This is a genomic window from Actinoplanes sp. NPDC051537 (assembly GCF_055586105.1).
On the sequence record NZ_JBVJIU010000006.1, the window covers coordinates 273,595 to 296,304 of the forward strand.

Consider the following 22,710-nt stretch of genomic DNA (forward strand, 5'->3'; position numbering starts at 1 on the left):
CAGGGGGTCGCCGACCTCGCCGGAGAGGCGCGGCGCGAGAATGGTACCGGCGGAAAGGGCGAACAAGTGAGCGAGTTTCGAGTGTCCGAGGAGCTGCTCGCGATCGCGTTGCCGGTGGCGCGCGAGGCGGCGGCCACGGCGCGGCGGATGCGGGCCGAGGCGATCACCGATGTCGAGACCAAGAGCACGCTGACCGACGTGGTCACGGCCGCCGACCGGGCGGTGGAACGCCAGGTCGTGGCGGCGCTGCGGGCCCTGCGGCCGTCCGACGGCGTATTGGGCGAGGAGTACGGCGAGTCGGCCCCCGCTCCGGGCGCGGTGCGCTGGATTCTCGACCCGATCGACGGCACCGTGAACTACCTCTACGGCATTCCGGCGTACGCGGTGTCGCTGGCGGCCGAGGTGGACGGCGAGGTGCTCGCCGGCGTGGTGATCAACGCGGCCACCGGCGACGAGTGGACCGCGACCCGCGGCGGCGGCGCGTGGCGGGCCGGCCGGCGGCTGCACTGCTCGGAGCGCACCGATCTCTCCCAGTCCCTGGTCGGCACCGGCTTCGGCTACGACGCCAAGCGCCGGGCCCACCAGGGAGCGGTGGTGGCCCAGCTGATCACCCGTGTGCGTGACATCCGGCGCATCGGCGCGGCGTCGATCGACCTGTGCTCGGTCGGCGAGGGCGTTCTCGACGCGTACTACGAGAAGGGTCTCAATCCGTGGGACCACGCGGCCGGCGGCCTGGTCGCGACGGAGGCCGGCGCGGTCGTCGGCGGCCTCGAGGGCGCCCCGCCCGGCCTCGACATGGTCGTGGCCGCGCCGCCGGCGCTCTTCGGCGCCCTGCACGACGCCCTGGTCGAGCTGGACGCCGCCGGCGGGGCCTAGGAGTCCTCGTCGTCCTTCTTCTTGACCGGCTTGATGCAGGCGCCCGGCGGCAGCGTCGGCTCGCCGACCTCGACCAGCGACTGGTTGACCTCGGTGGTCGTGGCCAGCTGGCGGAACTCGTTGCCGATCACGATGTCGATGACGGCGCCCTTGCGCTTCGCGCTGTACTCCATCTTCGACTGGGCCAGGAAGTACGCCCGCAGCAGCTGGGCCCGGCCGACGGCGTCGGGTCCGAACCGGATCTCGGCCACGCCCTTGTACTTGGTCTTGCTCTCGGCCGGCTTCTGGACGGTGAAGCGGCGGTTCTTGAACTCGTTGGTGACGCTCTCGGCCAGCCCCGTCTTGTTCGTGCCGTTGTACACCTTCACGGTGACCTCGGCCGGGTCGTCGGGGAGGGTCACGTCGGCCAGCGGAGCGCCCGCCGGGCAGTCCGAGCCGTTCGTCGCGCCGCCCTGGGAGTCCTTGACGAGGGCGGTGATGACGAAGACCACCGCGGCCACGGCAAGCACGCCGACGACGACGAGCGCTCGGACGCGGGCAAAGCTCATGGGGCTGGCTCCAGATCGGGTGTGCCCGGGTGGCGGGCGGGACCTGTCGAGAGGTTAGCGTCTACGCGCCAGGCATGCGGAAACAGGGAATCCTTCCGGCGCGCCGACGATGATCCAGACCGTTGTGCCCCTACTTTGATGTCGCCTCGGTCACATCGGGAACAATGGGCCGCCTGTACGCGTACAACGATGCCGCGACGACGGTAAGGTTCCGCGCTCGCCGGGGCAGTTTCTTCAGGTACGCAAGAGTGTCAGAAATCGTCCGGCGGAACCGGGAACCGAAACCTCGTCACAGGCGTTACTAACGCCAAGTGACTCATCGATACAGGAGAGTGAAATCCGATGGCCACCGACTACGACGCCCCGCGTCGCGATGAGGTCGACCTCGGCGAGGACAGCCTCGAGGAGCTCAAGGCCCGTCGCGCCGATTCGCAGTCGGGCTCAGTGGACGTCGACGAGGTCGAGGTGGCGGAGAGCTTCGAGCTTCCCGGCGCCGACCTGGCCGACGAGGAGCTGACCGTCAAGGTTCTGCCCATGCAGTCCGACGAGTTCCGCTGTGCCCGATGCTTCCTGGTTCACCACCGCAGCCAACTGGCCGTGGAGCGGAACGGGGAGCTGATCTGCCGCGAGTGCGCCTGACGGCGTCTCGCGCGCAGCGCGCCACCACCCGGCCGCGGGCAGGCGGTCGGGCGTGCGGGCGTTCCCTAGTTTGGACAGGGGAGACGGCAGGGCATTTGAGAGACCAGATGCCACGCACGACGGGAGGACCTCCATGAGCCACCCGGAGCACACCGAGGACGAGACGACGGTCGAGCCGGGCGCCGCCACGCCCGAACCCGACGCGCCTGGTTCGGGCACGCCCGCCACCGACAGCGCGCTTGGTTCCGGCGCGCTCAGCACTGACACCGCGCCTGGTTCCGGCGCGCCCGCCACGGACATGGCGCTCGGTTCCGCCGCGCCGGCCGACGACGACTCGCTCGGGAAGACGGTCGCGGCGCTCACCTCGGACGACCTCGAACCGGCGAGCCGCCGCGAGCTGCTCGGCCGCCTGGTCGGCGACATCCGCCGGCGGGGGCTGGGCCAGCTGTTCCGGCCGAAGGCCGCGCTGCGCTGGATGGCCGACGTGGTCACCGACATCGCGCCGCACGTGCCGATCCGCGACCGGGCCACCCTGCACCGCCACTTTCCCGGCCTGGACGAGGACGACCTGGCCGAGCGCCTGATCCGCAACTCCGCGCGGGCCACCGCCGGGATCGGCGCGGTCGGCGGCGGCGTGGCCGCCGTGGAATGGGTCGCCACCCCCTCCCTGCTCTCCGCGCCGGTGCTGCTGGCGGCCGAGACGGTCGCCGTCGTGGCGATCGAGCTGAAGCTGCTGGGCGAGCTGCACGAGGTCTACGGCCGGCCGGTGCAGGGCGCCACCGGCGAGCGCGCGCTCGCGATGCTCCAGGCCTGGTCACAACAGCGCGGCATCAACCCGCTGCTGCCCGGGGTCGGCGTGGCCACCGTGCTCGGCACGGCCGCCCGCCGCGACCTGCAGAGAAGCCTGCTGCGCCGCTTCGGCCGCAGCCTGAGCACGATGGGACCGCTGCTCACCGGGGCCGCGGTGGCCGGCTACCTGAACCGCCGGGCCACCCGCATGCTGGGCGAGCACGTGAAGAAGGACCTCAGGCGGAACCGTCCCGCTTTGCCGCCAGGAGAGCGGTAGCCAGCTCCACCGGCCGCCGGGTCGAGATCACCCAGAAGGGTGTCGGGTCGGCCGGGTCGTCGAGCAGCACCTGCACCGCCGGGCCGATCCACGGCCGCTGGATGATGAAGGCGAGCGGGTGGGCGCCGACGCCGAGCGCCTCGCGTTTGCCGGCCGCGTCGAGCGCCACCACGTCGGAGATCGCCGAGAGCGGCAGCCGGGCGTCGTCGACCAGGAGCTCGTGGGCCGTCACGGTCACCCGGATGCGGCCGAACCAGAGCAGCAGGGCGGCCGTGGCCGGCAGCAGGAAGGCGAACGGGACCCAGGCCGGCATGTCCGGGAAGCCGATCAGGAACTCGAGCCCGATGATCACGTCGACCGCGAGCGCGGCCGGCCACGCGGGCCAGGAGAGACCGAGCCGCTCGGCGTAGACGGCCGGCTCGGTGCTGCGCGCGGGGGACTGCGGTGTCACCCTGGAAGGGTACGGCGCGCCTCCGCTGCCGGGCACGGCAGGATGGCAGGGTGAGTGCGCCCTCAGCCCATGGTTCAGCTCGTGAAGGAAAGCCAGTCTTGACCGACGTCGTGATCCCGATCCGCCGCCTCGACCCCGACCTGCCGCTTCTGGCCTATGCCCACCCCGGCGACGCCGGCGCCGACCTGGTCGCCGCCGAGGACGCCGAGCTCGTGCCGGGCGGCCGCGCGACGGTGCGCACCGGCATCGCCGTGGCGATCCCGGAGGGCTACGTCGGCCTCGTGCACCCGCGCTCCGGGCTGGCCGCCCGGCTGGGTGTGACCGTGCTCAACGCGCCCGGTACGGTCGACGCCGGCTACCGCGGCGAAATTCTGGTCATCCTGGTCAATCATGACCGGGAGAAGACGGTCAAGATCTCTCGTGGCGACCGCATCGCCCAGCTGGTGGTCCAGCGGGTCGAGCGAGCCGTGTTCCACGTGGTCGACACCCTCGACGACACCGCGCGCGGTGCCGGCGGCACGGGGTCGACCGGCGGGCACCAGTCTTTGATGACGGAAGGTGGCACTGATGTTCTCCCGTAAGCGCGGCGGCCCGAAGCACGTGCGTGCGACCGACGCGCCGCCGTCCGAGGCGCTGGCGCAGAGCCTCGCGGCCGACGACGAGCCGGCGGCGCCCGAGCACGGCCCGTGGGACGAGAGGTGGGCGCCCGAGGGCGTGCAGCGGCTCGACCTGGGCAGCCTCCTGATCCCCGCGATCGAGGGCGTCGAGGTGCGCGTGCAGGCCAACCCGGACGGCGCGGTCGAGCAGATCGTGCTCGTCGACGGCGACAGCGCGCTCCAGCTCGGCGTCTTCGCGGCGCCCCGCTCGGAGGGCATCTGGAACGAGGTCCGCGCCGAGATCGCCCAGGCGATGAAGTCCGACGGCGTGACGCCCCGCGAGATCCAGGGGCCGTACGGCGTCGAGCTCACCGCCCGGGTGAACACGCCCGAAGGGCCGGCCGACGTCCGGTTCGTCGGCGTGGACGGCCCGCGCTGGATGGTGCGGGCGCTCTACCAGGGCGCGGCGGCCGCCGCCCAGGGTCACGAGGGCGCGCTCGGCGACGTGCTGTCCGGCCTCGTGGTGATCCGCGACCAGGAGGCCCGGCCGGTGCGCGAGGCGCTCCCGCTGCGCCTGCCCAAGGAGATGACCGAGCAGGCCGCGGCCGCTCAGGAGCAGCAGGGCGCGAACGGCAACCACCCGTGATTCGCACGCCCCGACGGCGTACCTTAGATGGACGGCATGTGCCCCGAACGATGCCGTCCATCCCCGTCGGGGCAAGGAGAGGGTCATGACGACCGACGAGCGCACCGGCCTGCGAAAGTTCTTCGATCGGCTGACCGCGTCCGACTCCGAGCTGGACGCCGAGCAGCTGCAGCGGGAGAGCGCGAAATGCGGCGCGATGCCGGCCGGCCAGTGCATGCGGGGCCAGGTCGTCTCCGTGTCGGGCCGGTTGCGCACGGTGGCGTACACTCCTCGCACCAACCTGCCGACGCTGGAGGCCGACCTCTACGACGGCAGCGATGTGGTGACGCTCGTCTTCCTGGGTCGCCGGTCGATCGCCGGCATCGAGCCGGGACGGCAGCTGACCGCCCGCGGGCGCATCGCCGTCCGGGACGACCGCAAGGTGATCTACAACCCGTACTACGAGCTGGAGGCGCCCCGGTGACACCCGGCAGCGAGCCGCGTCACGCCGCGCACGAAACCGTGGAGGAACGGCTCGCCGAGGAGGTCGTCGAGGAGCTCGAGCTCCACGAGGTGCCCTCCGGCGAGGAGGAAGAGCCTCTCCCGTCGATGAGCGAGCAGATCGCCGAGCAACTGGGCGGCGTGCGCGGCCTCATCGAGTCGAGCCTGCCCGTTCTGGCGTTCGTCCTGTTCAACGTGGTGCTCGGCGACGCGGTCATCGGGCTCGACAAGAAGACGGCGCTCTACTGGGCCCTGGCCGGCTCGGTGATCTCCGCGGTCGGCATCGGCGTCTACCGCCTGATCCGCAAGGAGCCCGTCCGGCACGCGATCAACGGCCTGTTCGGCATCGCGATCGGCGCGTTCCTGGCCTGGCGCACGGGCGAGGCCAAAGACTTCTATCTCCCCGGCATCCTGCTGACGTTCGGGCAGGCCGCGGTGCTGCTGCTCTCGGTCGTGGTGCGCAAGCCCATCATCGGGTACGCCTGGGGGATCATGGCGAACAAGGGTCACCAGGACTGGTTCGGGAACGCCCGTCTGTTCCGTACGTTCCAATGGTTGACCTTGGTTTGGGTCGTCTCGCTGAGCCTCCGCGCCGGCATCCAGTACTACCTGTGGGCCCTCGGCGAGGCGAACGCGCTCGGCATCGTCCGGATCCTGATCAGCTGGCCGATCTACGCCGCGACGTTCGCCTTCACCGCCTGGGCCATCCACCGCGTCACGAGCACGCCGGAGCCGGCCTCCGCCTGATTCTCCGGCTCAGCCCGAGCCTCAGGCGCCGGCGTCGCGGCCCTCGCTGCCGAGCACGACGGCCCGGATCTGGTCCTCCACCTCGGTGGTGCAGACGAAGATCAACTCGTCGCCGGCCTCGAGCGTGTCGTCGCCGGTCGGCACCACGACACGCTTGCCCCGCAGGATCGCCACGAGGGCCGCGTCCCGGGGCAGGGGAACACCGCGGACGGGCTTCCCCTCGTACGGCGCATGGCGGGGAAGTGTGATCTCGACCAGGTTGGCCTCGCCCTGGCGGAACGTCATGAGGCGTACGAGATCACCGACCGTGACCGCCTCCTCGACCAGCGCCGCCATCAGGCGCGGCTTGCTGACCGAGACGTCCACGCCCCACTGCTCGTTGAACAGCCACTCGTTCTCGGCGCGATTGACCCGGGCCACCACCCGCGGCACCGCGAACTCGGTCTTCGCCAGCAGCGAGACCACCAGGTTGGCCTTGTCGTCCCCGGTCGCGGCCACGACCACGTCGCAACCGGCCACGTCGGCCTCCTCGAGGCTGGACAGCTCGCAGGCGTCAGCGAGCACCCACTCCGCCTCGGGCACCCGCTCGGGGCGCAGCTGGCGGGGCTGGCGCTCGATCAGCATGACCCGGTGGCCGTTGCCGATCAGCTCCTGCGCGATCGACCGGCCCACGTTGCCGGCCCCGGCGATGGCGATCCGCATGTCAGTGCCCCTCCCTGTGCTCGCCCGAGGCGATGTCCAGCACGGCGCTCACGGTGTCGTCGGTGACCAGCATGAACACCTGGTCGCCGTCCTGGATGACGGTGGACGGGGTGCCGAGCGTGCCCATCCCGAAACGCATCAGGTAGGCGACCCGGGCGCCGGTGACCTCCTCCAGCGACTTGAGCGTGCGGCCCACCCACTCGCGATGCAACGGCACCTCGACGATCGAGACCACGCTGGTCGGGTCGCGGAAGACCTCGACCGTGCCCTCGGGCACCAGGTGGCGGACCATGCGGTCGGCGGCCCAGCGGATCGTCGCCACCGTCGGGATGCCCAGCCGCTCGTAGACCTGGGCGCGGCGGGCGTCGTAGATGCGGGCCACGACCCGGGAGACGCCGAACGTCTCACGCGCGAGCCGGGCCGAGATGATGTTGGAGTTGTCGCCGCTGGAGACGGCCGCGAACGCGTCGGCCCGCTCGATGCCGGCCGCGCGGAGCACGTCCCGGTCGAAGCCGATGCCGGTCACCGTGATGCCGCCGAAGTCGGCGCCGAGCCGGCGGAAGGCGTCCGAGTTCTGATCGATGACCGCGACCGAGTGGCCGCGCGTCTCGAGGTTCTGGGCGAGCGTGGAGCCGAGCCGGCCACACCCCATGATCACCACGTGCACGCGTCGCGCCCTCCCGGATCAATGCTCACAGTGTGAGCGTGCCATGCGCCTCGGAGGGGCGGCGGCCGGGGCGGGATACGGCGGTCGAGATGCGCCCGTACCCTTGGCACTCGTGGCAAGTACGACCTCCCTCGCCAAGCGGCTGCTGCTGGGCAGACCGTTCCGCTCCGACAAGCTGCAGCACACGCTGCTGCCCAAGCGGATCGCGCTGCCCGTGTTCGCCAGTGACGCGCTGTCGAGCGTGGCGTACGCACCCGACGAGATCCTGCTGACGCTCTCGATCGCGGGCGCCGGCGCCTTCGTCATCTCCCCCTGGATCACCCTCGCGGTCGCCATCGTGATGATCACGGTGGTGGCCAGCTACCGGCAGAACGTGCACGCCTACCCGTCCGGCGGCGGCGACTACGAGGTGGCCACGGTCAACCTCGGTCCCCGCGCGGGCCTGGGCGTCGCCAGCGCGCTGCTGGTCGACTACATCCTCACGGTCGCGGTGTCGACGGCCTCGGGCGTGAACAACCTCGGCTCGGTGGTGCCCTTCGTCGCCGACCACAAGGTGCCGTTCGCGGTCGGCGCGATCGTCATCCTCACGGCGCTCAACCTGCGGGGCCTGCGCGAGTCGGGCACGGCCTTCGCCATTCCGACGTACACGTTCATCATCGTCATCGTCGGCATGATCCTCACCGGCCTGTTCCGCGTCTTCGTCCTCGGGCAGGACCTGCGCGCGCCCAGCGCCGACCTGGTCATCACCGCCGAGCACAGCAACCTGACCAACTTCGCGTTCGCCTATCTGCTGTTGCGGACGTTCTCCTCCGGCTGCGCGGCGCTGACCGGGGTCGAGGCCATCTCCAACGGCGTGCCCGCCTTCAAGCCGCCGAAGAGCAAGAACGCGGCGACCACGCTGATGCTGCTGGGCGGGATCGCGATCGTCATGCTGGTCGGCATCATCGTGCTGGCGCGGATCACCCACCTGCAGTACGTGGAGGACCCGACCACGCAGATCGTCTCCGGCCCGGCCGGCTACGACCAGAAGACGGTGACGGCGCAGCTCGGCGAGACGGTGTTCGGGAACGGCTTCCTGCTGTACGTGGTCGGCGCGGTCACCGCATTGATCCTGTTCCTGGCCGCGAACACCGCCTTCAACGGCTTCCCGGTGCTCGGCTCGATCCTGGCCCAGGACCGCTACCTGCCGCGCCAGCTGCACACCCGCGGCGACCGGCTGGCCTTCTCGAACGGCATCATCTTCCTGGCGATCGCCGCGATCGTGCTGGTGGTGGCGTTCCAGGCGGAGGTGACCAGGCTCATCCAGCTCTACATCGTGGGCGTGTTCGTGTCGTTCACGCTGTCCCAGGGCGGCATGATCCGGCACTGGAACCGCCTGCTGCGCACCCAACGAGATCCGCAGCGCCGGGCGAAAATGATCCGGTCGCGGGCCATCAACGCGTTCGGCATGGGCCTGACCGGCGCCGTGCTGATCGTCGTGCTGGTCACGAAGTTCCTGCTCGGGGCCTGGATCGCGATCGCCGCGATGCTGGTCATCTACGTCACGATGCTGGGCATTCGCAAGCACTACACGCGGGTCGCGCAGGAGCTCCAGCCGACCGACGAGCGGCCGGTGCTGCCCAGCCGCAACCACGCGGTGGTGCTGGTCAGCAAGGTGCACATGCCGACGCTGCGGGCGGTGGCGTACGCCCAGGCGACCCGCCCCGACACGCTCACGGCGGTCACCGTCAACGTCGACGACAAGGACACGCGGGCGATCCAGGCCGAGTGGGAGCGACGGCAGATACCGGTCCCGCTCACGGTGGTGGACTCGCCGTACCGGGAAATCTCCCGCCCCATCATCGATTTTGTGAAGGGCGTCCGGCGCGGTTCCCCGCGCGACGTGGTGACGGTGTTCGTGCCCGAGTACGTGGTGGGCCGCTGGTGGGAAAACTTGCTGCACAACCAGAGCGCGCTGCGCATCAAGGGCCGTCTGCTGTTCGAGCCCGGCGTGATGGTGACGAGCGTGCCGTGGCAGTTGCGCTCGAGCCAGGACCGCGACCTGGACCGCTTCGACCGCGGTTTGAGCCGGGGCCCGTCGCGTGGCCCGCGGACGCGTTCCGAGGAGACCCCGCCCCCCAGCCCACCCTCGTCCTCATCCTCGTCGTCATCGGAAGAGGCCCGCACATGACCGATCCCAGCGTCGACCTGGTCGAGGGCGACCGCGTGGAACTGGTCGTGGGCGCGCCTGCCCACGGCGGCCATTGCGTGGCCCGCCTCGACAATCGCGTCTACTTCGTCCGCCACGCCCTACCAGGCGAGCGCGTGGTAGCCGAGATCACCGAGCGCCACAAGAGCTACTTGCGAGCCGACGCCGTGGCCATCCTCGACCCGTCGCCCGACCGCGTAGAGCCCCCGTGCCCATACGCCCACCCCGGCGGTTGCGGCGGCTGCGACTTGCAACACGTAGCCGACAACGCCCAGCTGCGCTGGAAAACCGCGGTGGTCCAGGAGCAGCTGACCCGCCTGGCCGGTTTGCGCGATTTCCCCGTACGCGTGGAAGCCCTCCCACCGATCCAGCCAACCTCCTCAGCCGTTGTGCCCTTCGCCTCGCCCGCCGCCTCCGGCCCTGTCGCCGATCCCGGCCTTGCCGCCGCCTCCGGCCCTGTCGCCGATCCCGGCCTTGCCGCCGATCCCGGCCTTGCCCCGGACGCCGGCCCTGCCGCCGATCCCGGCCCGGTCGCGGACGCCGGCCCTGCCGCCGATCCCGGCCCGGTCGCGGACGCCGGCCCCGAGTCGAGGCTGCTCGGTTGGCGCAGCCACGTGCGCTACGCGGTCGACGCCGCGGGCCGCCCCGGCCTGTTGCAGCACCGCTCCCACCAGGTGGTCCCGATCGACCGCTGCCGGATAGCCCACCCCGCCATCCAGCACCTGGACCTCCTCCAGCGCCCGTGGCCCGACGACGACGCCATCGAGGTCACCGCGTCCTCGGCCGGCGACGTGGCAGTCCTGGCCCGCCCGTCGGGCAGCGGCGCCACCCTCCCGCCGGACGACGTCGCCGACGGCCCCGCCCCGGTCGGCAACCGCCGCCGCCTGTCCGGCCCCGCCGAGGTCAGCGAAGAGGCCGTAGCCCGCCACTGGTCGGTGCCGCCCGAGGGCTTCTGGCAGATCCACCCCGCCGCCGCCGACACCCTGGCCGCGACCGTGGTCGACCTCCTCCGCCCGGCCGAGGGCGAGGTCTCCTGGGACCTCTACGGCGGCGCCGGCCTGTTCGCCGCCGCGCTGACCACCCACACCGCCGCCCGCACGACGCTGGTGGAGTCGTCCCCGCTGGGCTGCGCCGCGGCCCGAGCCAACCTGGCCGACCTCCCCACCGTCGAGATCGTCCAGGCCCGGGTGGAAACGGCCCTGCAACGCCGCCGAGTGACCGCCCCGGTAGACCTGGTCGTCCTCGACCCGCCCCGCTCCGGCGCCGGCGCCCAGGTGGTCAAGGCCATCGCCGCGGCCCGCCCCCGGGCGGTCGCCTACGTAGCCTGCGACCCGGCCGCCTTGGCCCGAGACATAGCGACATTCCGCGCCCAGGGTTGGCGATTGACGGAACTGCGCGCTTTCGACTGCTTTCCCATGACGCAGCACGTGGAATGCGTAGCCCTTTTGGAGCCCTGACCTCCTGACGGTGATGGCCAATGAAAGGGAACATTCCCGAAGGGTCGAATAAGGCCCGGCCAGTTGACACAAACAGGGAAACAAAACCCTGTCGTGAAAGCAGCGGACGAGGCATCGCGCCGCAATTGGAAGCGGGTGCCGCTGCCGCCTCCGATACTGGCGTCATTTCTGGTTCCGTCGCTGCCATTGCCGTCGCCGTCGCCGTCGCTGCCGTCGCTGCCGTCGCCGTCGCCGTAGCTGCCGTCGCCGTCGCCGTAGCTGCCGTCGCCGTCGCCGTCGCCGTCGCCGTAGCTGCCGTCGCCGTCGCCGTCGCCGTCGCCGTCGCAGGCGCAGGCGCAGGTGCAGGCGCAGACGACAGTGATGGTGCCGTCAGATCGGAAATAGCGGCCTGATCTGCCGGGTGCTCCGCGGAGATTGACCGAATGTCCGCAGCAGGTCCGGCACCACGGATCTCGTGTGTGCGGCGCAAGCGTTCGGCGTGCCGGCGGGTCAAGCCCCACGCTCGGTGGCGTTCGTGGTCACGTCGGAATTGGTCGCGGGCGGGAGAATGGTTGCGCGACCTTGTCGGATGGCGCATTGCGGCCAGCTCTGCTCTGGTGAACATCTGAAGCTGCCGCATATATAGATTGTCTCGCGCCTCAGGGCCGCGCTGTAATCATTCGATTATGCCACTTTGAGATCCACTGGAATCATCGACTTAAGTCGTCATACCTGGGTTGGATGTGCTCGGCGGCGGTTCCTGGCATGGTGGTCGGCATCGGCAGAGCAATCTCGGCGAGAGGGGAAGCGACTGGAGGGGACATACCACAGGTAAGTGTCGCGCGCGCAGATCAGCCAGGTGCGGCGGCATTGAGTAGGGCATGCCAGAAATTGAGCTGCCTTACGGCTTCATGCGCTCGGCGGCCCTGCTTCGTGCGCTAGGCGGCGCTGGTTCAAGCGCTCGGCGGCACTGCGCACGGCGGCACAGCGCACGGCGGCACAGCGCACGGCAGCACAGCGCACGGCAGCACAGCGCACGGCGGCACAGCGCACGGCGGCACAGCGCTCGCCGGCACAGCGCTCGGCGGTGCTAGTTCATGCGCTCGGCGGCCTCGATGACGTTGCGGAAGAGCATGGCGACGGTGGTGGGGCCTACGCCGCCTACGCGAGGGGTGATGGCGCCGGCCACGGTGGCGCAGGACTCGTCTACGTCGGGGAGCAGGCGGCGGCCCTCGTAGCGGACGCCGGCTCCGATGACTACGGCGCCGGGCTTTACGTGTTCGGGGCGGATTATGCCGGGGACGCCGGCGGCGCCTACCAGGATGTCGGCGCGCTGGGTATAGCGGGGCCAGTCGGCTACGCCGGTGTGGACGACCGTTACGGCGGCGTTGGCGGTGGGGCGCTTCTGGGCCAGGAGCATCGCCAGGGGGCGGCCCAGGGTGGCGCCGCGGCCGAGGATCACGACCTCGCGGCCGGCTACGGGGATCTCGTAGTGGGCCAGCAGGGCCTCGATGCCGGCGGGGGTGCAGGGGAGCGGGCCGGGCATGCCCAGCGCCAGGCGGCCCATGTTGAGGGGGTGCATGCCGTCGACGTCCTTGTCGGGGTCGAGGGTCTGCAGCGCGGCGTCGTAGTCGAGGTGGGCGGGGATGGGGTACTGGATGAGCACGCCGTGTACCGCCTTGTCGGCGTTGAACTCGGCGATCACGCGGTGCAGCTCGTCCTGGGTGGTCCCGGACGGCAGGTGGCGGTGCGGGGAGTCGAAGCCGAGCTCGGTGGCCTGGCGCTGCTTGATGCGGATGTAGCCGGCGCTGGCGTCGTCGTCGCCGACCAGGATGGTGGCCAGGCTCGGCACGATGCCTCGGTCGCGGAGGCGGGAAGCGCGGGCGGTGACGTCGGCGAGCACGGCTTCGGCCACGGGGGCGCCGGGCAACAAGCGGGCGGCGGCGGAAGAAGAGCCGGGCGAAGAGGCAGCGGCCGAAGAGGCGGCCGGGGAAGGGGCGGCGGCCGAGGAAGGGGCGGCGGCCGAGGAAGGGGCGGCGGCTGAGGAAGGGGCGGCCGGGGAAGAGGCGGCCGGGGAAGAGGCGGCCGGGGAAGGGGCGGCGGGCGAAGAAGACGAGGGAGTGGAAGAAGACGAGGGAGTGGAAGAAGACATGGGGCGGCTCCTCGGCACGGGAACCCAGGCGGTCGACTCCCGTGGCCGGCTCCCCGATGGTTGACCCATCCTGTGCCGCCAGTTGCGCAGTGGGTCAAGGATGCCATATCCGGCATCTTGTGAGACAACTCACCGTTCTCAGCAATGTGCAGGTTGTGTGTAGGACCAGGCTCTGTCCGTTCGCGCGGCGTGCGACCCCACGCAGCGCCGATAGACTTCGCAGCCATGAGCGAAGCCCACCCCGCCTCGACCGGCCTGCTGGCGTCCATCACCTCACCGGGTGACCTGAAGCGCCTCACCCCGGAGCAGCTGACGCTGCTGGCCGCCGAGATCCGTGACTTCCTGGTGGCCAAGGTGTCGCGCACCGGCGGTCACCTCGGGCCCAACCTGGGCGTCGTGGAGACGACCCTGGCGATGCACCGGGTCTTCGACTCCCCGCGGGACAGCATGCTCTTCGACACGGGGCACCAGGCGTACGTGCACAAGATCGTCACCGGTCGGCAGGGCGGCTTCGACCAGCTTCGCCAGCGTGGCGGGCTGTCGGGCTACCCGAGCCAGGCCGAGAGCGAGCACGACCTGATCGAGAACTCGCATGCCTCGACCGCCCTCTCCTACGCGGACGGCATCTCCAAGGCGTACGCGCTGAGGGGTGAGGATCGCCACGTCGTCGCGGTGGTCGGCGACGGCGCGCTCACCGGCGGCATGTGCTGGGAGGCGCTCAACAACATCGCGGCCGCCAAGAACCGGCTGGTCATCGTCGTCAACGACAACGGGCGGTCCTACGCGCCGACGATCGGCGGGCTCGCCGACCACCTCTCCACGCTGCGGCTCAACCCGGGCTACGAGCGCGTGCTCGACCTGGTCAAGGACGCGCTCGGCTCGACGCCGGTCGTCGGCAAGCCGGTCTACGAGGTGCTGCACGCGGTCAAGAAGGGCATCAAGGACGCGGTCAGCCCGCAGCCGATGTTCGAGGACCTCGGCATCAAGTACATCGGCCCGGTCGACGGCCACGACGTGCAGGCCATGGAGTCGGCGCTGCGGCGGGCCAAGGGCTTCAACGCGCCGGTCATCGTGCACGCGGTGACCCGCAAGGGGTACGGCTACCGGCCGGCCGAGCTCGACGAGGCCGACCGCCTGCACGGCCCGGGCAGCGCCTTCGACGTCGAGACCGGCAAGCTGCTGGCCAAGCCGTCGGTGAAGTGGACCCACGTCTTCGCCGAGGAGCTCGTGCGGATCGCCGACGAGCGGCCCGACGTCGTCGGCATCACCGCGGCCATGGCCGAGCCGACCGGCATCGCCGCCCTCGCCCGCAAGCACCCCGACCGGGTGTACGACGTGGGCATCGCCGAGCAGCACGCCGCCACCAGCGCGGCCGGCCTGGCGATGGGTGGTCTGCACCCGATCGTCGCCGTCTACGCCACGTTCCTGAACCGCGCGTTCGACCAGGTGCTGCTCGACGTGGCCATGCACCGCCTGCCGGTCACCTTCGTGCTCGACCGCGCCGGCATCACCGGGCCGGACGGCCCGAGCCACTACGGCATCTGGGACATGAGCGTCTTCGGCGTGGTGCCGGGCCTGCGCATCGCGGCGCCGCGCGACGCGGCCACCCTGCGCGAGGAGCTGCGCGAGGCGGTCGCGGTCGACGACGGACCGACGATCGTACGGTTCCCGACCGGCTCCGTGGCCCCCGAGACTCCGGCGGTCCGGCGGCTCGGCCAGGTCGACGTCCTGCGGGAAAGCGCGGCCGACCGCAAGGACGTGCTGCTCATCCCCGTCGGCTCGTTCGCCGGTATCGGCCTCGAGGTCGCCGACCGGCTCGCCGAGCAGGGCTACGGCGTGACCGTGGTCGACCCCCGCTGGGTCCGCCCGGTCCCGATCGAGCTCATCGGCCTGGCCGGCCAGCACCGCATGGTCGTCACCATGGAGGACGGCGTCCGGGCCGGCGGCGTCGGCGACGCGGTGGCCAGCGCCCTGCGCGACTCGGCCGTGGACGTGCCGCTGCGTGACTTCGGCGTGCCCACCGGCTTCCACCCGCACGGCACCCGGGCCGAGATCCTCGCGGCGCTGGGCCTCACGGCGCAGGACATCGCCCGCGACGTCACCGAGTGGGTCTCCCGCCTGGAAGCGGTGGCGGAGCCGCAGACCCTGCCGTAGAACTTCCAAACCGCGCTAAAGACGCAGGTAACGGACCGCCGCGGGGCGGTTCCGTTATCCAGTCGTTATTTTTGGGCCATGGAAGACAACGGTGGCACGGTCGTCATCGATCTCGGGCTGGACCGTGGCGAGCCGCCGACGTACGACTCCCCGGGCCGCCCGACCCTCCCGCTGTGGTTCCCGGCCGCGATCCTGGCCGCCATCGTGCTGATGCTGACCGCCGGGTCGGTCGCGCCCACGAAGTCACCGCTGGCGGCGATCTTCCGGCTCCAGGTCGGCCCGGCCGACACCTATGCCCTGAGCGGCGACGGCCAGCTGCTCGCCCAAACCTTCGGGCTCCTGACCTCGTACGACCTGACCAGTGGCCAGATGCGCTGGCAGGCCGGCCAATCGACGCCCGCGTACCGGCTGCGGCTCAGCGACGACCTGGTGCTGATGCGTCCGTGGACGACCGGCGCCACCGAGCCGGGCACGACCGCGGTCTCGGTCTTCACCGGCGCCTCGCAGTGGGAGCGGCCCGGCAACGTGATCACGGTGGCCGGTTCCTCCCGGCTGCTCGCCGTCTCGTCGGTGCGCAGCCTGACCGGCACCGGCCGCCGGGTGCAGGGCCCGATCGAGGCCGTCGACGCCTCCACCGGCCGCACCCTCTGGACCGTGCGGGTTCCGTCGACCGCCGTCCTGCTCGGCGTGCCCGGCCTCGCCGACGAGGGCTCCCGGATGCTGCTGGTGAACGACGACCAGACGTTCACCGTGCACGATCTCGACACCGGCAAGCTGGTGGCCAAGGCCACGGTGCCGGCCGCCGACTACAGCCCGGACAACCCGGTGGTGGCCGACGGCAAGATCCTGCTGCGGCACCCGGGCAACTCGGGGGCGGAGATCTCGGCGTACGACCCGATCACGCTCAAGCAGCTGTGGACCGAGCCGGCCGGGAACGCGTACGAAATCCAGGCTTGTGGTGTTCTCGCCTGTCTGAGCGGCTCGAGTGGGGTGCGGGCGATCGACCCCGCGACCGGCGACACCCTCTGGACGCGGCGCGGATGGCAGGAGATCGAGCAGTTCGGCCGCCTCTTCGTCGCCTTCGGCGGATCCGACGGCACCGTCCCGCTCGGCGTGGTCGACGTGGAGACCGGCGCGCTCCGGCTCTCGCTGCGCGGCTGGCGACCGGTCACCGGTGGTGGGGAGGACGGCAACCTGCTGCTCGTCCGGGCCGCCGACGCTCAGGGTCGTACCATGGTCGCCGTCGCCCGCCCGGGCGACACACGACCGCAGGTCCTCGACAGCCTGCCGGCGGGCACCGGCGATTGTCAGGCCGCACCGAGCCGGCTGGTGTGCCGGACGATGTACGGCGAGCTGGTCGTCTGGTCGTACCAGGAGTCGTACCAGGAGGGTTGAGGCCTTGGCGTTGATCGAGCTGGACCTGACCGCCCAGCACGAGCCGCCGCCTCCGCGCGCGATCCCGCCCGCCTACCGCTACCGCCTGCCCGGCCTGGTGCTGGCCGCCGCTCTGCTGCTGGTTCTCGGCGGCGCCTCGACCGGCGGGCCCGCCCTCTGGCGCTACCTCGGCGCCGTGCCGTCGGTCGACAGCAGCGGCGTCCAGTCCCGGCTGGCCGGCGACCGCGTCTACACGATGACCTCGTCCGGCCCCGAGCGCACCGCCACCGCCTGGCAGATCGACGAGCCGCCGCGCAAGCTGTGGACCGTCGCCTATCCGGCCCGGGCGACCACCCCCGACGACGTCGGCTTCGGCGGCACCGACGCCCGGCCCGCCGGCGACCAGGTGCTGCTCTCCGACGGACCGGCCACCACGGTCGTCGACGCGAGGACCGGCGCGATCCGCTGGCGCTCCCCGGTCGACGTCACCCCGCTGCCCGGCGACCGGGTCGGCGTCACCACGACCCAGGTCTTCCGGGCCGGCACCCTCTACGACCAGTCCTCGGGCGATCCCGGCCTGCTCTACTTCTCGTCGACCGGCGAGCCGCACACCGAGCCCCCGGTCCGCACCGACGTGCACGGCGTCGACCTGCGCACCGGCGCCGTGCTCTGGACGGTGGCGCGGCCGGGCTCGATCAACGTCATTCCCGGCCCCGCGGGCGCCCCGGCCGTGCTCGTCATCGCCTCCGACCGCCTCGACCGGATCGACGCCGCCACCGGCACGGTGACGCACGGCGTCCCGCTGCCCCGGATCGGCAAGATCGGCCCGACCTACGGCGAGCTCGTCGGCGGCATCCTGGTGGTGCACTACGGCGCCTACGGCTCGCCCGGCCAGGAGGTCGGCTACGGCGCCGACCGCCTCGACCGGCGGTGGGAGCGGGCCGTCCCCGACCTGCTGGCCGACCCGCCGGCGTGCAGCGACGTGCTCTGCGTCGGCCCGCGGTCCCGCCTCGAGGTGCTCGACCCGTCGACCGGGCGGACCGCCTGGCGCGCGCCGAACACCGTCGACCTCGGCGCCCAGAACGGTCTCGTGGTCGAGATGGACACCTCCTCGGGCGCGCCGCTGCGGCTGGTCGACCCGGCCACCGGCGCCACCCGGGTGGACCTCGCCGGGTGGTACAGCGGGGTCACCAGCGACATCGGGCTGCCACTGGTCGTGCGCCGGTCGCTCGACGCCGGGCGCAGCGCGTTCGGGGTGGTGGCCGGCGACCGGGTGCAGCTGCTCGGCGCGACGACCGGGCCGGTCAGCGACTGCACCTCCGGGCCGCGCTACGTGATGTGCCGCGGCGGCGCCGGTCTCCAGTTCTGGAGATACCGGACGACATGAACGTCATCGACCTCGGTGAGGTGCCGGACCACCAGGCCACGCCGGTCGCGACGCGGGCGGCCTGGCCGCCGGTGCCCTACCGGCCGCTGCTCGGCGCCCTGGCCGTCGTGCTGGTCGTGCTGCTCGGCGGGGCGGCCGCCCGGCATCGGCCCGAGGCCCCGGTCGTCATCCCGGCCCGGCTCGGCGACACCACGTACCTCTCCGGGAATCTCTTGTTCCTGGTCGGCAGCGGCGGGGTGGAGAGGCCGACCGCCCAGGCCCGCACGATTTCCACCTATCGGCTGCCGGCCGCCCGCCTGGTCGCCCGGACCACGGTCTCGGTCGCCGGCGCGGTGGTCGGGGTCCAGCAGGCCGGCGACACGCTGGTGGTCGGCTACCAGCTCGACGCGAGCGGCAGCCAGGAGGTGGTGGCGCAGCGGGCGGGCGCGGCCACGGGCCTGCTCTGGCGGCGCTCGGCCCGGCTCATCGGCGTCTCCGAGGCCGACGGGCTGGCCCTGGTCAGCGAGGACGAGGGCGACGTCGCGATCGATCTGCGTACGGGCAAGGAGCGCTGGCGGGTCGCGCGACCGGTCGACGGTTTCGTCGCCGAGACCGGCCGGGGCGGCGACTACCCCGACTGGCTGGTCATCCTCACCGGCACCGGCGCGCTCGAGACCTGGGACGCGCACACCGGCCACCCCATCGCCTCCACCTCGGCGACCATCGGCGTCGACCGGGTCAACGGGCTGATCTGGCCGGTCAGCGACCTCCTGCTGGTCGCCGCCGGGGAGCACGGCTACGACGGCTACCGCCTGCCCGGCCTCGAGCGGATGTGGCGGACGACGGCGGATCTGTCGCAGAGCTGGCTCCAGTCCGACTGCGGCTCGGTCATCTGCACCTTCCGCCAGCAGCGCGGGATGACGGTGCTCGATCCGGCGACCGGGCGCCGGCTCTGGGATTCCGATCATTGGGCGTACGCGGAACCGCTCGGCCCCTATCTGCTGGCGACCGCCGGTCAGGTCGAGGGCGACGACGATCTGCCCTCGCTGACGGTGCTCGACCCGAAGACCGGCCGGGTCCTCGGCGACTTCGGCGCGTGGCAGGGGCTCGGCCTGGCCGGCGACGGCCTGCTCTACGGCAAGCGCGACGTGCCCGGCGGCAAGTACCAGGTCTACTACGGGCTGCTCGACCCGGCGAACCGCTCGATCGAGCCGCTCGGCCGGGCCGACCGCGTGTCCGGCGGCTGCGAGACGGGCGGCGGGGTGATGACCTGCCGGCTCATCGACGCCTCGGTTGCCGTATGGCGCCTTCGGTAGCCTTCTCTTACGGCCTCTTCACACCTGGTCGGGGAGGCTGTTGCCCTGCGGTTTGCTCGGGAGGTCGTGCGGTGCGCGTGCTGGTGGTGGAAGACGAGCGGAACCTGTGCGACGCGATCGCCCGGGGTCTGCGTCGCAAGGGCATGGCGGTCGACGTCGCGTACGACGGTTTGCAGGGCCACGAGATGGCGTACGTGACCCGCTACGACGTCGTCGTCCTCGACCGTGACCTGCCCGGCAAGCACGGCGACGAGATCTGCGCCGACCTGGTCGCGTCCGGGGCGCTGACCCGGGTGCTGATGCTGACCGCGAGCGGCACCGTCGCCGACCGGGTCGAGGGGCTGCAGCTCGGCGCCGACGACTACCTGGCCAAGCCGTTCGCCTTCGAGGAGCTGGTGGCCCGCGTGCAGGCGCTCGGCCGGCGCGCCACCCCGGCCGCCCCGCCGGTGCTCACCGTCGGCGACCTGATCCTCGACCAGACCCGCCGGGTGGTGACCCGCGGCGGCGCGCCGATCGAGCTCACCAACAAGGAGTTCGGCGTGCTGGAGGAGCTGCTCAAGGCCCGCGGCGGCGTGGTGTCCAGCGAGGAGCTGCTCGAGCGGGTGTGGGACGCGAACACCGATCCGTTCACGACCACCGTCCGGGTCACCGTGATGACCCTGCGCAAGAAGGTGGGCGACCCGCCGCTGATCGAGACCGTGGTCGGCGCCGGCTACCGCGTGCCCGAACCGGTCGGCCTGTCATGACCGTCTACCTCGGCCGCACCCGGCGAAAACTGGAGCTCAACCTCCGGCCCACGCTGCGGCTGCGCCTCACCCTGCTCAACGGCATCCTGCTGGTCGGGGCCGGTGCGATCCTGGTGCTGCTCGCCTGGCTGCTGGTCGGCGACGCCATGCACCCGGTCGACGCGCTCCGCGACGGCTCGACGGTCACCCTGGCCGACGGCACGCCGCGGGACGCGATCGCCTGGCAGACCGGGCTGGTCGACCGCGCCTCCCGCGAGGTGCTGGTCAAGGGCCTGGTGGCGTTGCTGGCCATCGGGATCATCGGCATTGCCGGCGCGTACGCGGTGGCCGGCCGTGCCCTTCGTCCGCTGCATCGCGTCACCCAGACCGCCCGGCGCCTCGGCGAGGAGACGCTCGACCAGCGCATCCGCTATTCCGGGGCGGACGACGAGGTCGCCGAGCTGGCCCGCACCTTCGACGCGATGCTCGACCGGCTGGCCGGCGCGTTCGAGGCGCAGAAGCGTTTCGTGGCGAACGCGTCGCACGAGCTGCGCACCCCGCTCGCCGTCATGCGCACCGAGATCGACGTGACCCTCAGCGACGACGAGGCCGACGTGGCCGAGTACCGCCGGATGGCGAAGGTCGTGCGCAACGCCTCCGAACGGGCGAACGGCCTGGTCGACGCCCTGCTGGTGCTGGCCCGCTCGGAGGCGCAGTCCGGCCGCCGGCTGGTCCGCAAGGTGCCGGCCGACCTGGCGACCAGCGTCTACAACGCGCTGTCGGCGGTGAAGGCCGAGGCCGAGCGGATGAAGCTGGACGTGACCACCGACCTCCAGCCGGCCCACGTGGTCGGCGACCCGAGCCTGCTCGACCGCCTGGCCGGCAACCTGATCGAGAACGCGATCCGCTACAACCACCTGCTCGGCAAGCTCTGGCTGCGCACCGAGATGGCCGACGGCCAGGCGCGGCTCATCGTCGGCAACACGGGCTACGAGGTCGAGCCGGCCGACGTGCCGGGCTTGTTCGAGCCCTTCCGCCGCGGCGGCTGGGAGCGCACCGGCTCGCGGGGGTCGGGCCTGGGCCTGTCGATCGTCCGCGCGGTCTGCGACGCGCACGGCGGCACGGTCTCGGCGGTGGCCCAGCCGGGCGGCGGCCTCGAGGTGACGGTGGCGCTGCCGTCCGCCGACGCTACGCCGGTGGTGGCGGCTTCGGCTTCGGTGCCGCGGGGCAAGAACGTGGGCCTCGCGACCTGAGTGCTCCGGCTCTGCTTACCTCGGCGCGCGGGTTGCCTGGGCTCGGCTCCGGGCGACCTGAGTGCTCCGGCTCTGCTTACCTCGGCGCGCCGGTTGCCCGGGGTGGCTCTGGCGACCTGAGTGCTCCGGCTCTGCTTACCTCAGCGCGCCGGTCGCCCGGGTCGGCTCGGCTCACGCATGCGCGCGCGGAGGCTCAGGCGGCGAGGGTGGCCTCGCGGCGCACCGCGCGCCAGCGTGACGCGGTGATGCCCAGCTCGGCGGCGATCTCGGCCTCGGTGAGCGACGGCCGCTCGGCCTTGATCTGGTTGCCGAGGGCCACGGTCTCGGCCGGGGTGCGCCGCGGCTTGGCGACGGCCGGAGACCTCGCGGCGCCACGGGCGGCAGGCACCGGGCTGGTGGCCGTGTGCGACCCGGCGGTGCCTCGCTGGGCGGGAACCGCGCGGGCGGCAGCCGTGGCGCGGCCCGCGCCGCCGGCGCCGGCGTTCACCGCGGTGCGGCCCGCGCCGCCGGCACCGGCGCTCGCCGGGGTGCGGCCTGTGGCGCCGGCACCGACGCTCGCCGCGGTGCGACCCGAGGCGCGACCCGAGGCGCGACCCGAGGCGCGACCCGAGGCGCGACCCGAGGCGCGACCCGAGGCGACGACGGCCGGGGCGGGGTGCTGCCGGGCTGTGGGCCGCATGTCGGCGGAATCGTCGCCGTTGGTGCGGGAGAGGGCGGCCGCGATCTCGGCCCGAGCGCGGCGGTCCATCGGCGCGGTGCGCCCGGCCGGGGCGGCGGGGATGGTCCGGATGGGCGTCGGGATCAGATCGGGAATCGCGGGCTCGGCCGACGCGACCGGGCGGAGAACCGGCGCGACGGCCTCGGGCGGCGCTTCCTCGGCGGCGCGCTCCAGGGTGGAGATGCGGCCGCCCAGCTCGACCAGGCAGATGCTGGCCACCACGATCAGGCCGTCCACCGACAGCGGCAGCAGGTACGGCGACGCGCCGGTCTCGCCGTAGCGGGCGGCCACGCCGGCCATGTGCCAGTACGAGACCCAGGCCGCGATGCCGGCGATCGTCGCGGTGGCGATCAGGCGGGTTGCCGCCAGCCAGCGGCGGTGGACCGGGACTCGGGAGATCAGCTCGACGGTCAGCAGCAGCGCGAGCGGGGGCCAGGCGGCGATGGCCTGGCTGATCGGGTTGTCCAGCGCGTGCAGGACGTTCGCCACCACGGAGGCGGCGACGCCCAGAAACAGGGTGGCGCGAACCGCCCACCGGACGCGACGCAGGTGCTGCAGTACCACCACCGGAACTACTCCTCGGGCCGTCGGGAAGGTCCGGACCATCCTG

General features: G+C 72.1%; 21 protein-coding genes and 1 riboswitch. Of the genes, 15 read left to right on the forward strand and 6 right to left on the reverse strand.

Going from position 1 to position 22,710, the window contains the following annotated elements:
* Nucleotides 1–66 precede the first annotated feature (66 nt).
* Nucleotides 67–876 (forward strand): inositol monophosphatase family protein, encoded by an 810-nt coding sequence (locus ACZ6TB_RS16415; RefSeq protein WP_465555077.1) that lies wholly within the window; start codon nucleotides 67–69, stop codon nucleotides 874–876.
* On the opposite strand, the gene ACZ6TB_RS16420 is transcribed toward ACZ6TB_RS16415, so the two are convergent.
* Entirely contained in the window at nucleotides 873–1,424 is a 552-nt protein-coding gene (locus ACZ6TB_RS16420) for a LytR C-terminal domain-containing protein (protein ID WP_465555079.1), read from the reverse strand. The genes ACZ6TB_RS16415 and ACZ6TB_RS16420 overlap by 4 nt on opposite strands.
* Before the next feature lie 342 nt (nucleotides 1,425–1,766).
* Between ACZ6TB_RS16420 and ACZ6TB_RS16425 the strand changes: the two genes are divergently transcribed.
* Nucleotides 1,767–2,063 (forward strand): DUF4193 domain-containing protein, encoded by a 297-nt coding sequence (locus ACZ6TB_RS16425; protein ID WP_433296636.1) that lies wholly within the window; start codon nucleotides 1,767–1,769, stop codon nucleotides 2,061–2,063.
* Nucleotides 2,064–2,361: 298 nt separating this feature from the next.
* Nucleotides 2,362–3,129, forward strand: a complete 768-nt coding sequence (locus ACZ6TB_RS16430) for a hypothetical protein (protein ID WP_465555566.1) — start codon at nucleotides 2,362–2,364, stop codon at nucleotides 3,127–3,129.
* On the opposite strand, the gene ACZ6TB_RS16435 is transcribed toward ACZ6TB_RS16430, so the two are convergent.
* Nucleotides 3,089–3,580: a DUF3093 domain-containing protein gene (locus tag ACZ6TB_RS16435; protein ID WP_465555081.1), complete on the reverse strand. Its 492-nt coding sequence runs from the start codon at nucleotides 3,578–3,580 to the stop codon at nucleotides 3,089–3,091. The genes ACZ6TB_RS16430 and ACZ6TB_RS16435 overlap by 41 nt on opposite strands.
* Nucleotides 3,581–3,678: 98 nt before the next feature.
* Here ACZ6TB_RS16435 and dut point away from each other — a divergent pair, with 98 nt between their 5' ends.
* The 4 genes from dut to ACZ6TB_RS16455 all read left to right on the forward strand — a co-directional run bounded on the left by dut (nucleotide 3,679) and on the right by ACZ6TB_RS16455 (nucleotide 6,049).
* Nucleotides 3,679–4,161 carry a dUTP diphosphatase gene (dut, locus tag ACZ6TB_RS16440; RefSeq protein ID WP_465555083.1) on the forward strand — a complete coding sequence of 161 codons (483 nt, stop codon included), beginning with the start codon at nucleotides 3,679–3,681 and terminating at the stop codon, nucleotides 4,159–4,161.
* On the forward strand, nucleotides 4,148–4,822 hold the full coding sequence (locus ACZ6TB_RS16445) for a DUF3710 domain-containing protein (RefSeq protein WP_465555085.1): 675 nt from the start codon (nucleotides 4,148–4,150) through the stop codon (nucleotides 4,820–4,822). The genes dut and ACZ6TB_RS16445 overlap by 14 nt, the downstream gene beginning before the upstream one ends.
* 85 nt (nucleotides 4,823–4,907) lie before the next feature.
* Nucleotides 4,908–5,285, forward strand: coding sequence for an OB-fold nucleic acid binding domain-containing protein (locus tag ACZ6TB_RS16450; protein WP_465555087.1), 378 nt, complete (start codon nucleotides 4,908–4,910; stop codon nucleotides 5,283–5,285).
* Entirely contained in the window at nucleotides 5,282–6,049 is a 768-nt protein-coding gene (locus tag ACZ6TB_RS16455; RefSeq protein WP_465555089.1) for a DUF3159 domain-containing protein, read from the forward strand. Before ACZ6TB_RS16450 ends, ACZ6TB_RS16455 begins: the two co-directional genes overlap by 4 nt.
* Before the next feature lie 21 nt (nucleotides 6,050–6,070).
* Here the strand turns inward: ACZ6TB_RS16455 and ACZ6TB_RS16460 are convergent, their stop codons facing one another.
* Nucleotides 6,071–6,751: a potassium channel family protein gene (locus ACZ6TB_RS16460; protein WP_465555091.1), complete on the reverse strand. Its 681-nt coding sequence runs from the start codon at nucleotides 6,749–6,751 to the stop codon at nucleotides 6,071–6,073.
* 1 nt (nucleotide 6,752) lies between these two features.
* Entirely contained in the window at nucleotides 6,753–7,418 is a 666-nt protein-coding gene (locus tag ACZ6TB_RS16465; protein WP_465555093.1) for a potassium channel family protein, read from the reverse strand.
* Between the two features lie 112 nt (nucleotides 7,419–7,530).
* On the opposite strand from ACZ6TB_RS16465, the gene ACZ6TB_RS16470 reads away from it, so the two are divergent.
* Both ACZ6TB_RS16470 and ACZ6TB_RS16475 read left to right on the forward strand, forming a co-directional pair.
* Nucleotides 7,531–9,588 carry an APC family permease gene (locus tag ACZ6TB_RS16470; protein ID WP_465555095.1) on the forward strand — a complete coding sequence of 686 codons (2,058 nt, stop codon included), beginning with the start codon at nucleotides 7,531–7,533 and terminating at the stop codon, nucleotides 9,586–9,588.
* A complete protein-coding gene (locus ACZ6TB_RS16475; protein ID WP_465555097.1) occupies nucleotides 9,585–11,063 on the forward strand; it encodes a class I SAM-dependent RNA methyltransferase in 1,479 nt (492 codons plus the stop codon). The genes ACZ6TB_RS16470 and ACZ6TB_RS16475 overlap by 4 nt, the downstream gene beginning before the upstream one ends.
* A 1,069-nt stretch (nucleotides 11,064–12,132) precedes the next feature.
* Here the strand turns inward: ACZ6TB_RS16475 and ACZ6TB_RS16480 are convergent.
* A complete protein-coding gene (locus ACZ6TB_RS16480; protein ID WP_465555099.1) occupies nucleotides 12,133–12,957 on the reverse strand; it encodes a bifunctional 5,10-methylenetetrahydrofolate dehydrogenase/5,10-methenyltetrahydrofolate cyclohydrolase in 825 nt (274 codons plus the stop codon).
* A 252-nt stretch (nucleotides 12,958–13,209) separates the two neighbouring features.
* Nucleotides 13,210–13,290, reverse strand: a riboswitch (ZMP/ZTP riboswitch).
* A 129-nt stretch (nucleotides 13,291–13,419) separates the two neighbouring features.
* On the opposite strand from ACZ6TB_RS16480, the gene dxs reads away from it, so the two are divergent.
* The 6 genes from dxs (at nucleotide 13,420) to ACZ6TB_RS16510 (ending at nucleotide 21,382) form a co-directional block, all read left to right on the forward strand.
* Nucleotides 13,420–15,348: a 1-deoxy-D-xylulose-5-phosphate synthase gene (gene dxs / locus ACZ6TB_RS16485; protein WP_465555101.1), complete on the forward strand. Its 1,929-nt coding sequence runs from the start codon at nucleotides 13,420–13,422 to the stop codon at nucleotides 15,346–15,348.
* A gap of 78 nt (nucleotides 15,349–15,426) precedes the next feature.
* Nucleotides 15,427–16,743, forward strand: a complete 1,317-nt coding sequence (locus ACZ6TB_RS16490; RefSeq protein ID WP_465555103.1) for an outer membrane protein assembly factor BamB family protein — start codon at nucleotides 15,427–15,429, stop codon at nucleotides 16,741–16,743.
* A 4-nt stretch (nucleotides 16,744–16,747) separates the two neighbouring features.
* Nucleotides 16,748–18,109: an outer membrane protein assembly factor BamB family protein gene (locus ACZ6TB_RS16495; protein ID WP_465555105.1), complete on the forward strand. Its 1,362-nt coding sequence runs from the start codon at nucleotides 16,748–16,750 to the stop codon at nucleotides 18,107–18,109.
* Nucleotides 18,106–19,404: a PQQ-binding-like beta-propeller repeat protein gene (locus ACZ6TB_RS16500; protein WP_465555107.1), complete on the forward strand. Its 1,299-nt coding sequence runs from the start codon at nucleotides 18,106–18,108 to the stop codon at nucleotides 19,402–19,404. The genes ACZ6TB_RS16495 and ACZ6TB_RS16500 overlap by 4 nt, the downstream gene beginning before the upstream one ends.
* Before the next feature lie 71 nt (nucleotides 19,405–19,475).
* Nucleotides 19,476–20,150, forward strand: coding sequence for a response regulator transcription factor (locus tag ACZ6TB_RS16505; protein WP_465555109.1), 675 nt, complete (start codon nucleotides 19,476–19,478; stop codon nucleotides 20,148–20,150).
* Entirely contained in the window at nucleotides 20,147–21,382 is a 1,236-nt protein-coding gene (locus ACZ6TB_RS16510; protein ID WP_465555111.1) for a sensor histidine kinase, read from the forward strand. The genes ACZ6TB_RS16505 and ACZ6TB_RS16510 overlap by 4 nt, the downstream gene beginning before the upstream one ends.
* Before the next feature lie 193 nt (nucleotides 21,383–21,575).
* Here the strand turns inward: ACZ6TB_RS16510 and ACZ6TB_RS16515 are convergent, their stop codons facing one another.
* A complete protein-coding gene (locus ACZ6TB_RS16515) occupies nucleotides 21,576–22,667 on the reverse strand; it encodes a DUF2637 domain-containing protein (RefSeq protein WP_465555113.1) in 1,092 nt (363 codons plus the stop codon).
* Nucleotides 22,668–22,710 lie beyond the last annotated feature (43 nt).

Bases quoted from the DNA above. Each gene is read 5' to 3' on its own strand.
- ACZ6TB_RS16420 (WP_465555079.1), bottom strand. From the start codon at position 1,424: ATGAGCTTTGCCCGCGTCCGAGCGCTCGTCGTCGTCGGCGTGCTTGCC.
- ACZ6TB_RS16425 (WP_433296636.1), top strand. From the start codon at position 1,767: ATGGCCACCGACTACGACGCCCCGCGTCGCGATGAGGTCGACCTCGGC.
- ACZ6TB_RS16430 (WP_465555566.1), top strand. From the start codon at position 2,362: ATGGCGCTCGGTTCCGCCGCGCCGGCCGACGACGACTCGCTCGGGAAG.
- ACZ6TB_RS16445 (WP_465555085.1), top strand. From the start codon at position 4,148: ATGTTCTCCCGTAAGCGCGGCGGCCCGAAGCACGTGCGTGCGACCGAC.
- ACZ6TB_RS16450 (WP_465555087.1), top strand. From the start codon at position 4,908: ATGACGACCGACGAGCGCACCGGCCTGCGAAAGTTCTTCGATCGGCTG.
- ACZ6TB_RS16460 (WP_465555091.1), bottom strand. From the start codon at position 6,751: ATGCGGATCGCCATCGCCGGGGCCGGCAACGTGGGCCGGTCGATCGCG.
- ACZ6TB_RS16475 (WP_465555097.1), top strand. From the start codon at position 9,585: ATGACCGATCCCAGCGTCGACCTGGTCGAGGGCGACCGCGTGGAACTG.
- dxs (WP_465555101.1), top strand. From the start codon at position 13,420: ATGAGCGAAGCCCACCCCGCCTCGACCGGCCTGCTGGCGTCCATCACC.
- ACZ6TB_RS16490 (WP_465555103.1), top strand. From the start codon at position 15,427: ATGGAAGACAACGGTGGCACGGTCGTCATCGATCTCGGGCTGGACCGT.
- ACZ6TB_RS16500 (WP_465555107.1), top strand. From the start codon at position 18,106: ATGAACGTCATCGACCTCGGTGAGGTGCCGGACCACCAGGCCACGCCG.
- ACZ6TB_RS16510 (WP_465555111.1), top strand. From the start codon at position 20,147: ATGACCGTCTACCTCGGCCGCACCCGGCGAAAACTGGAGCTCAACCTC.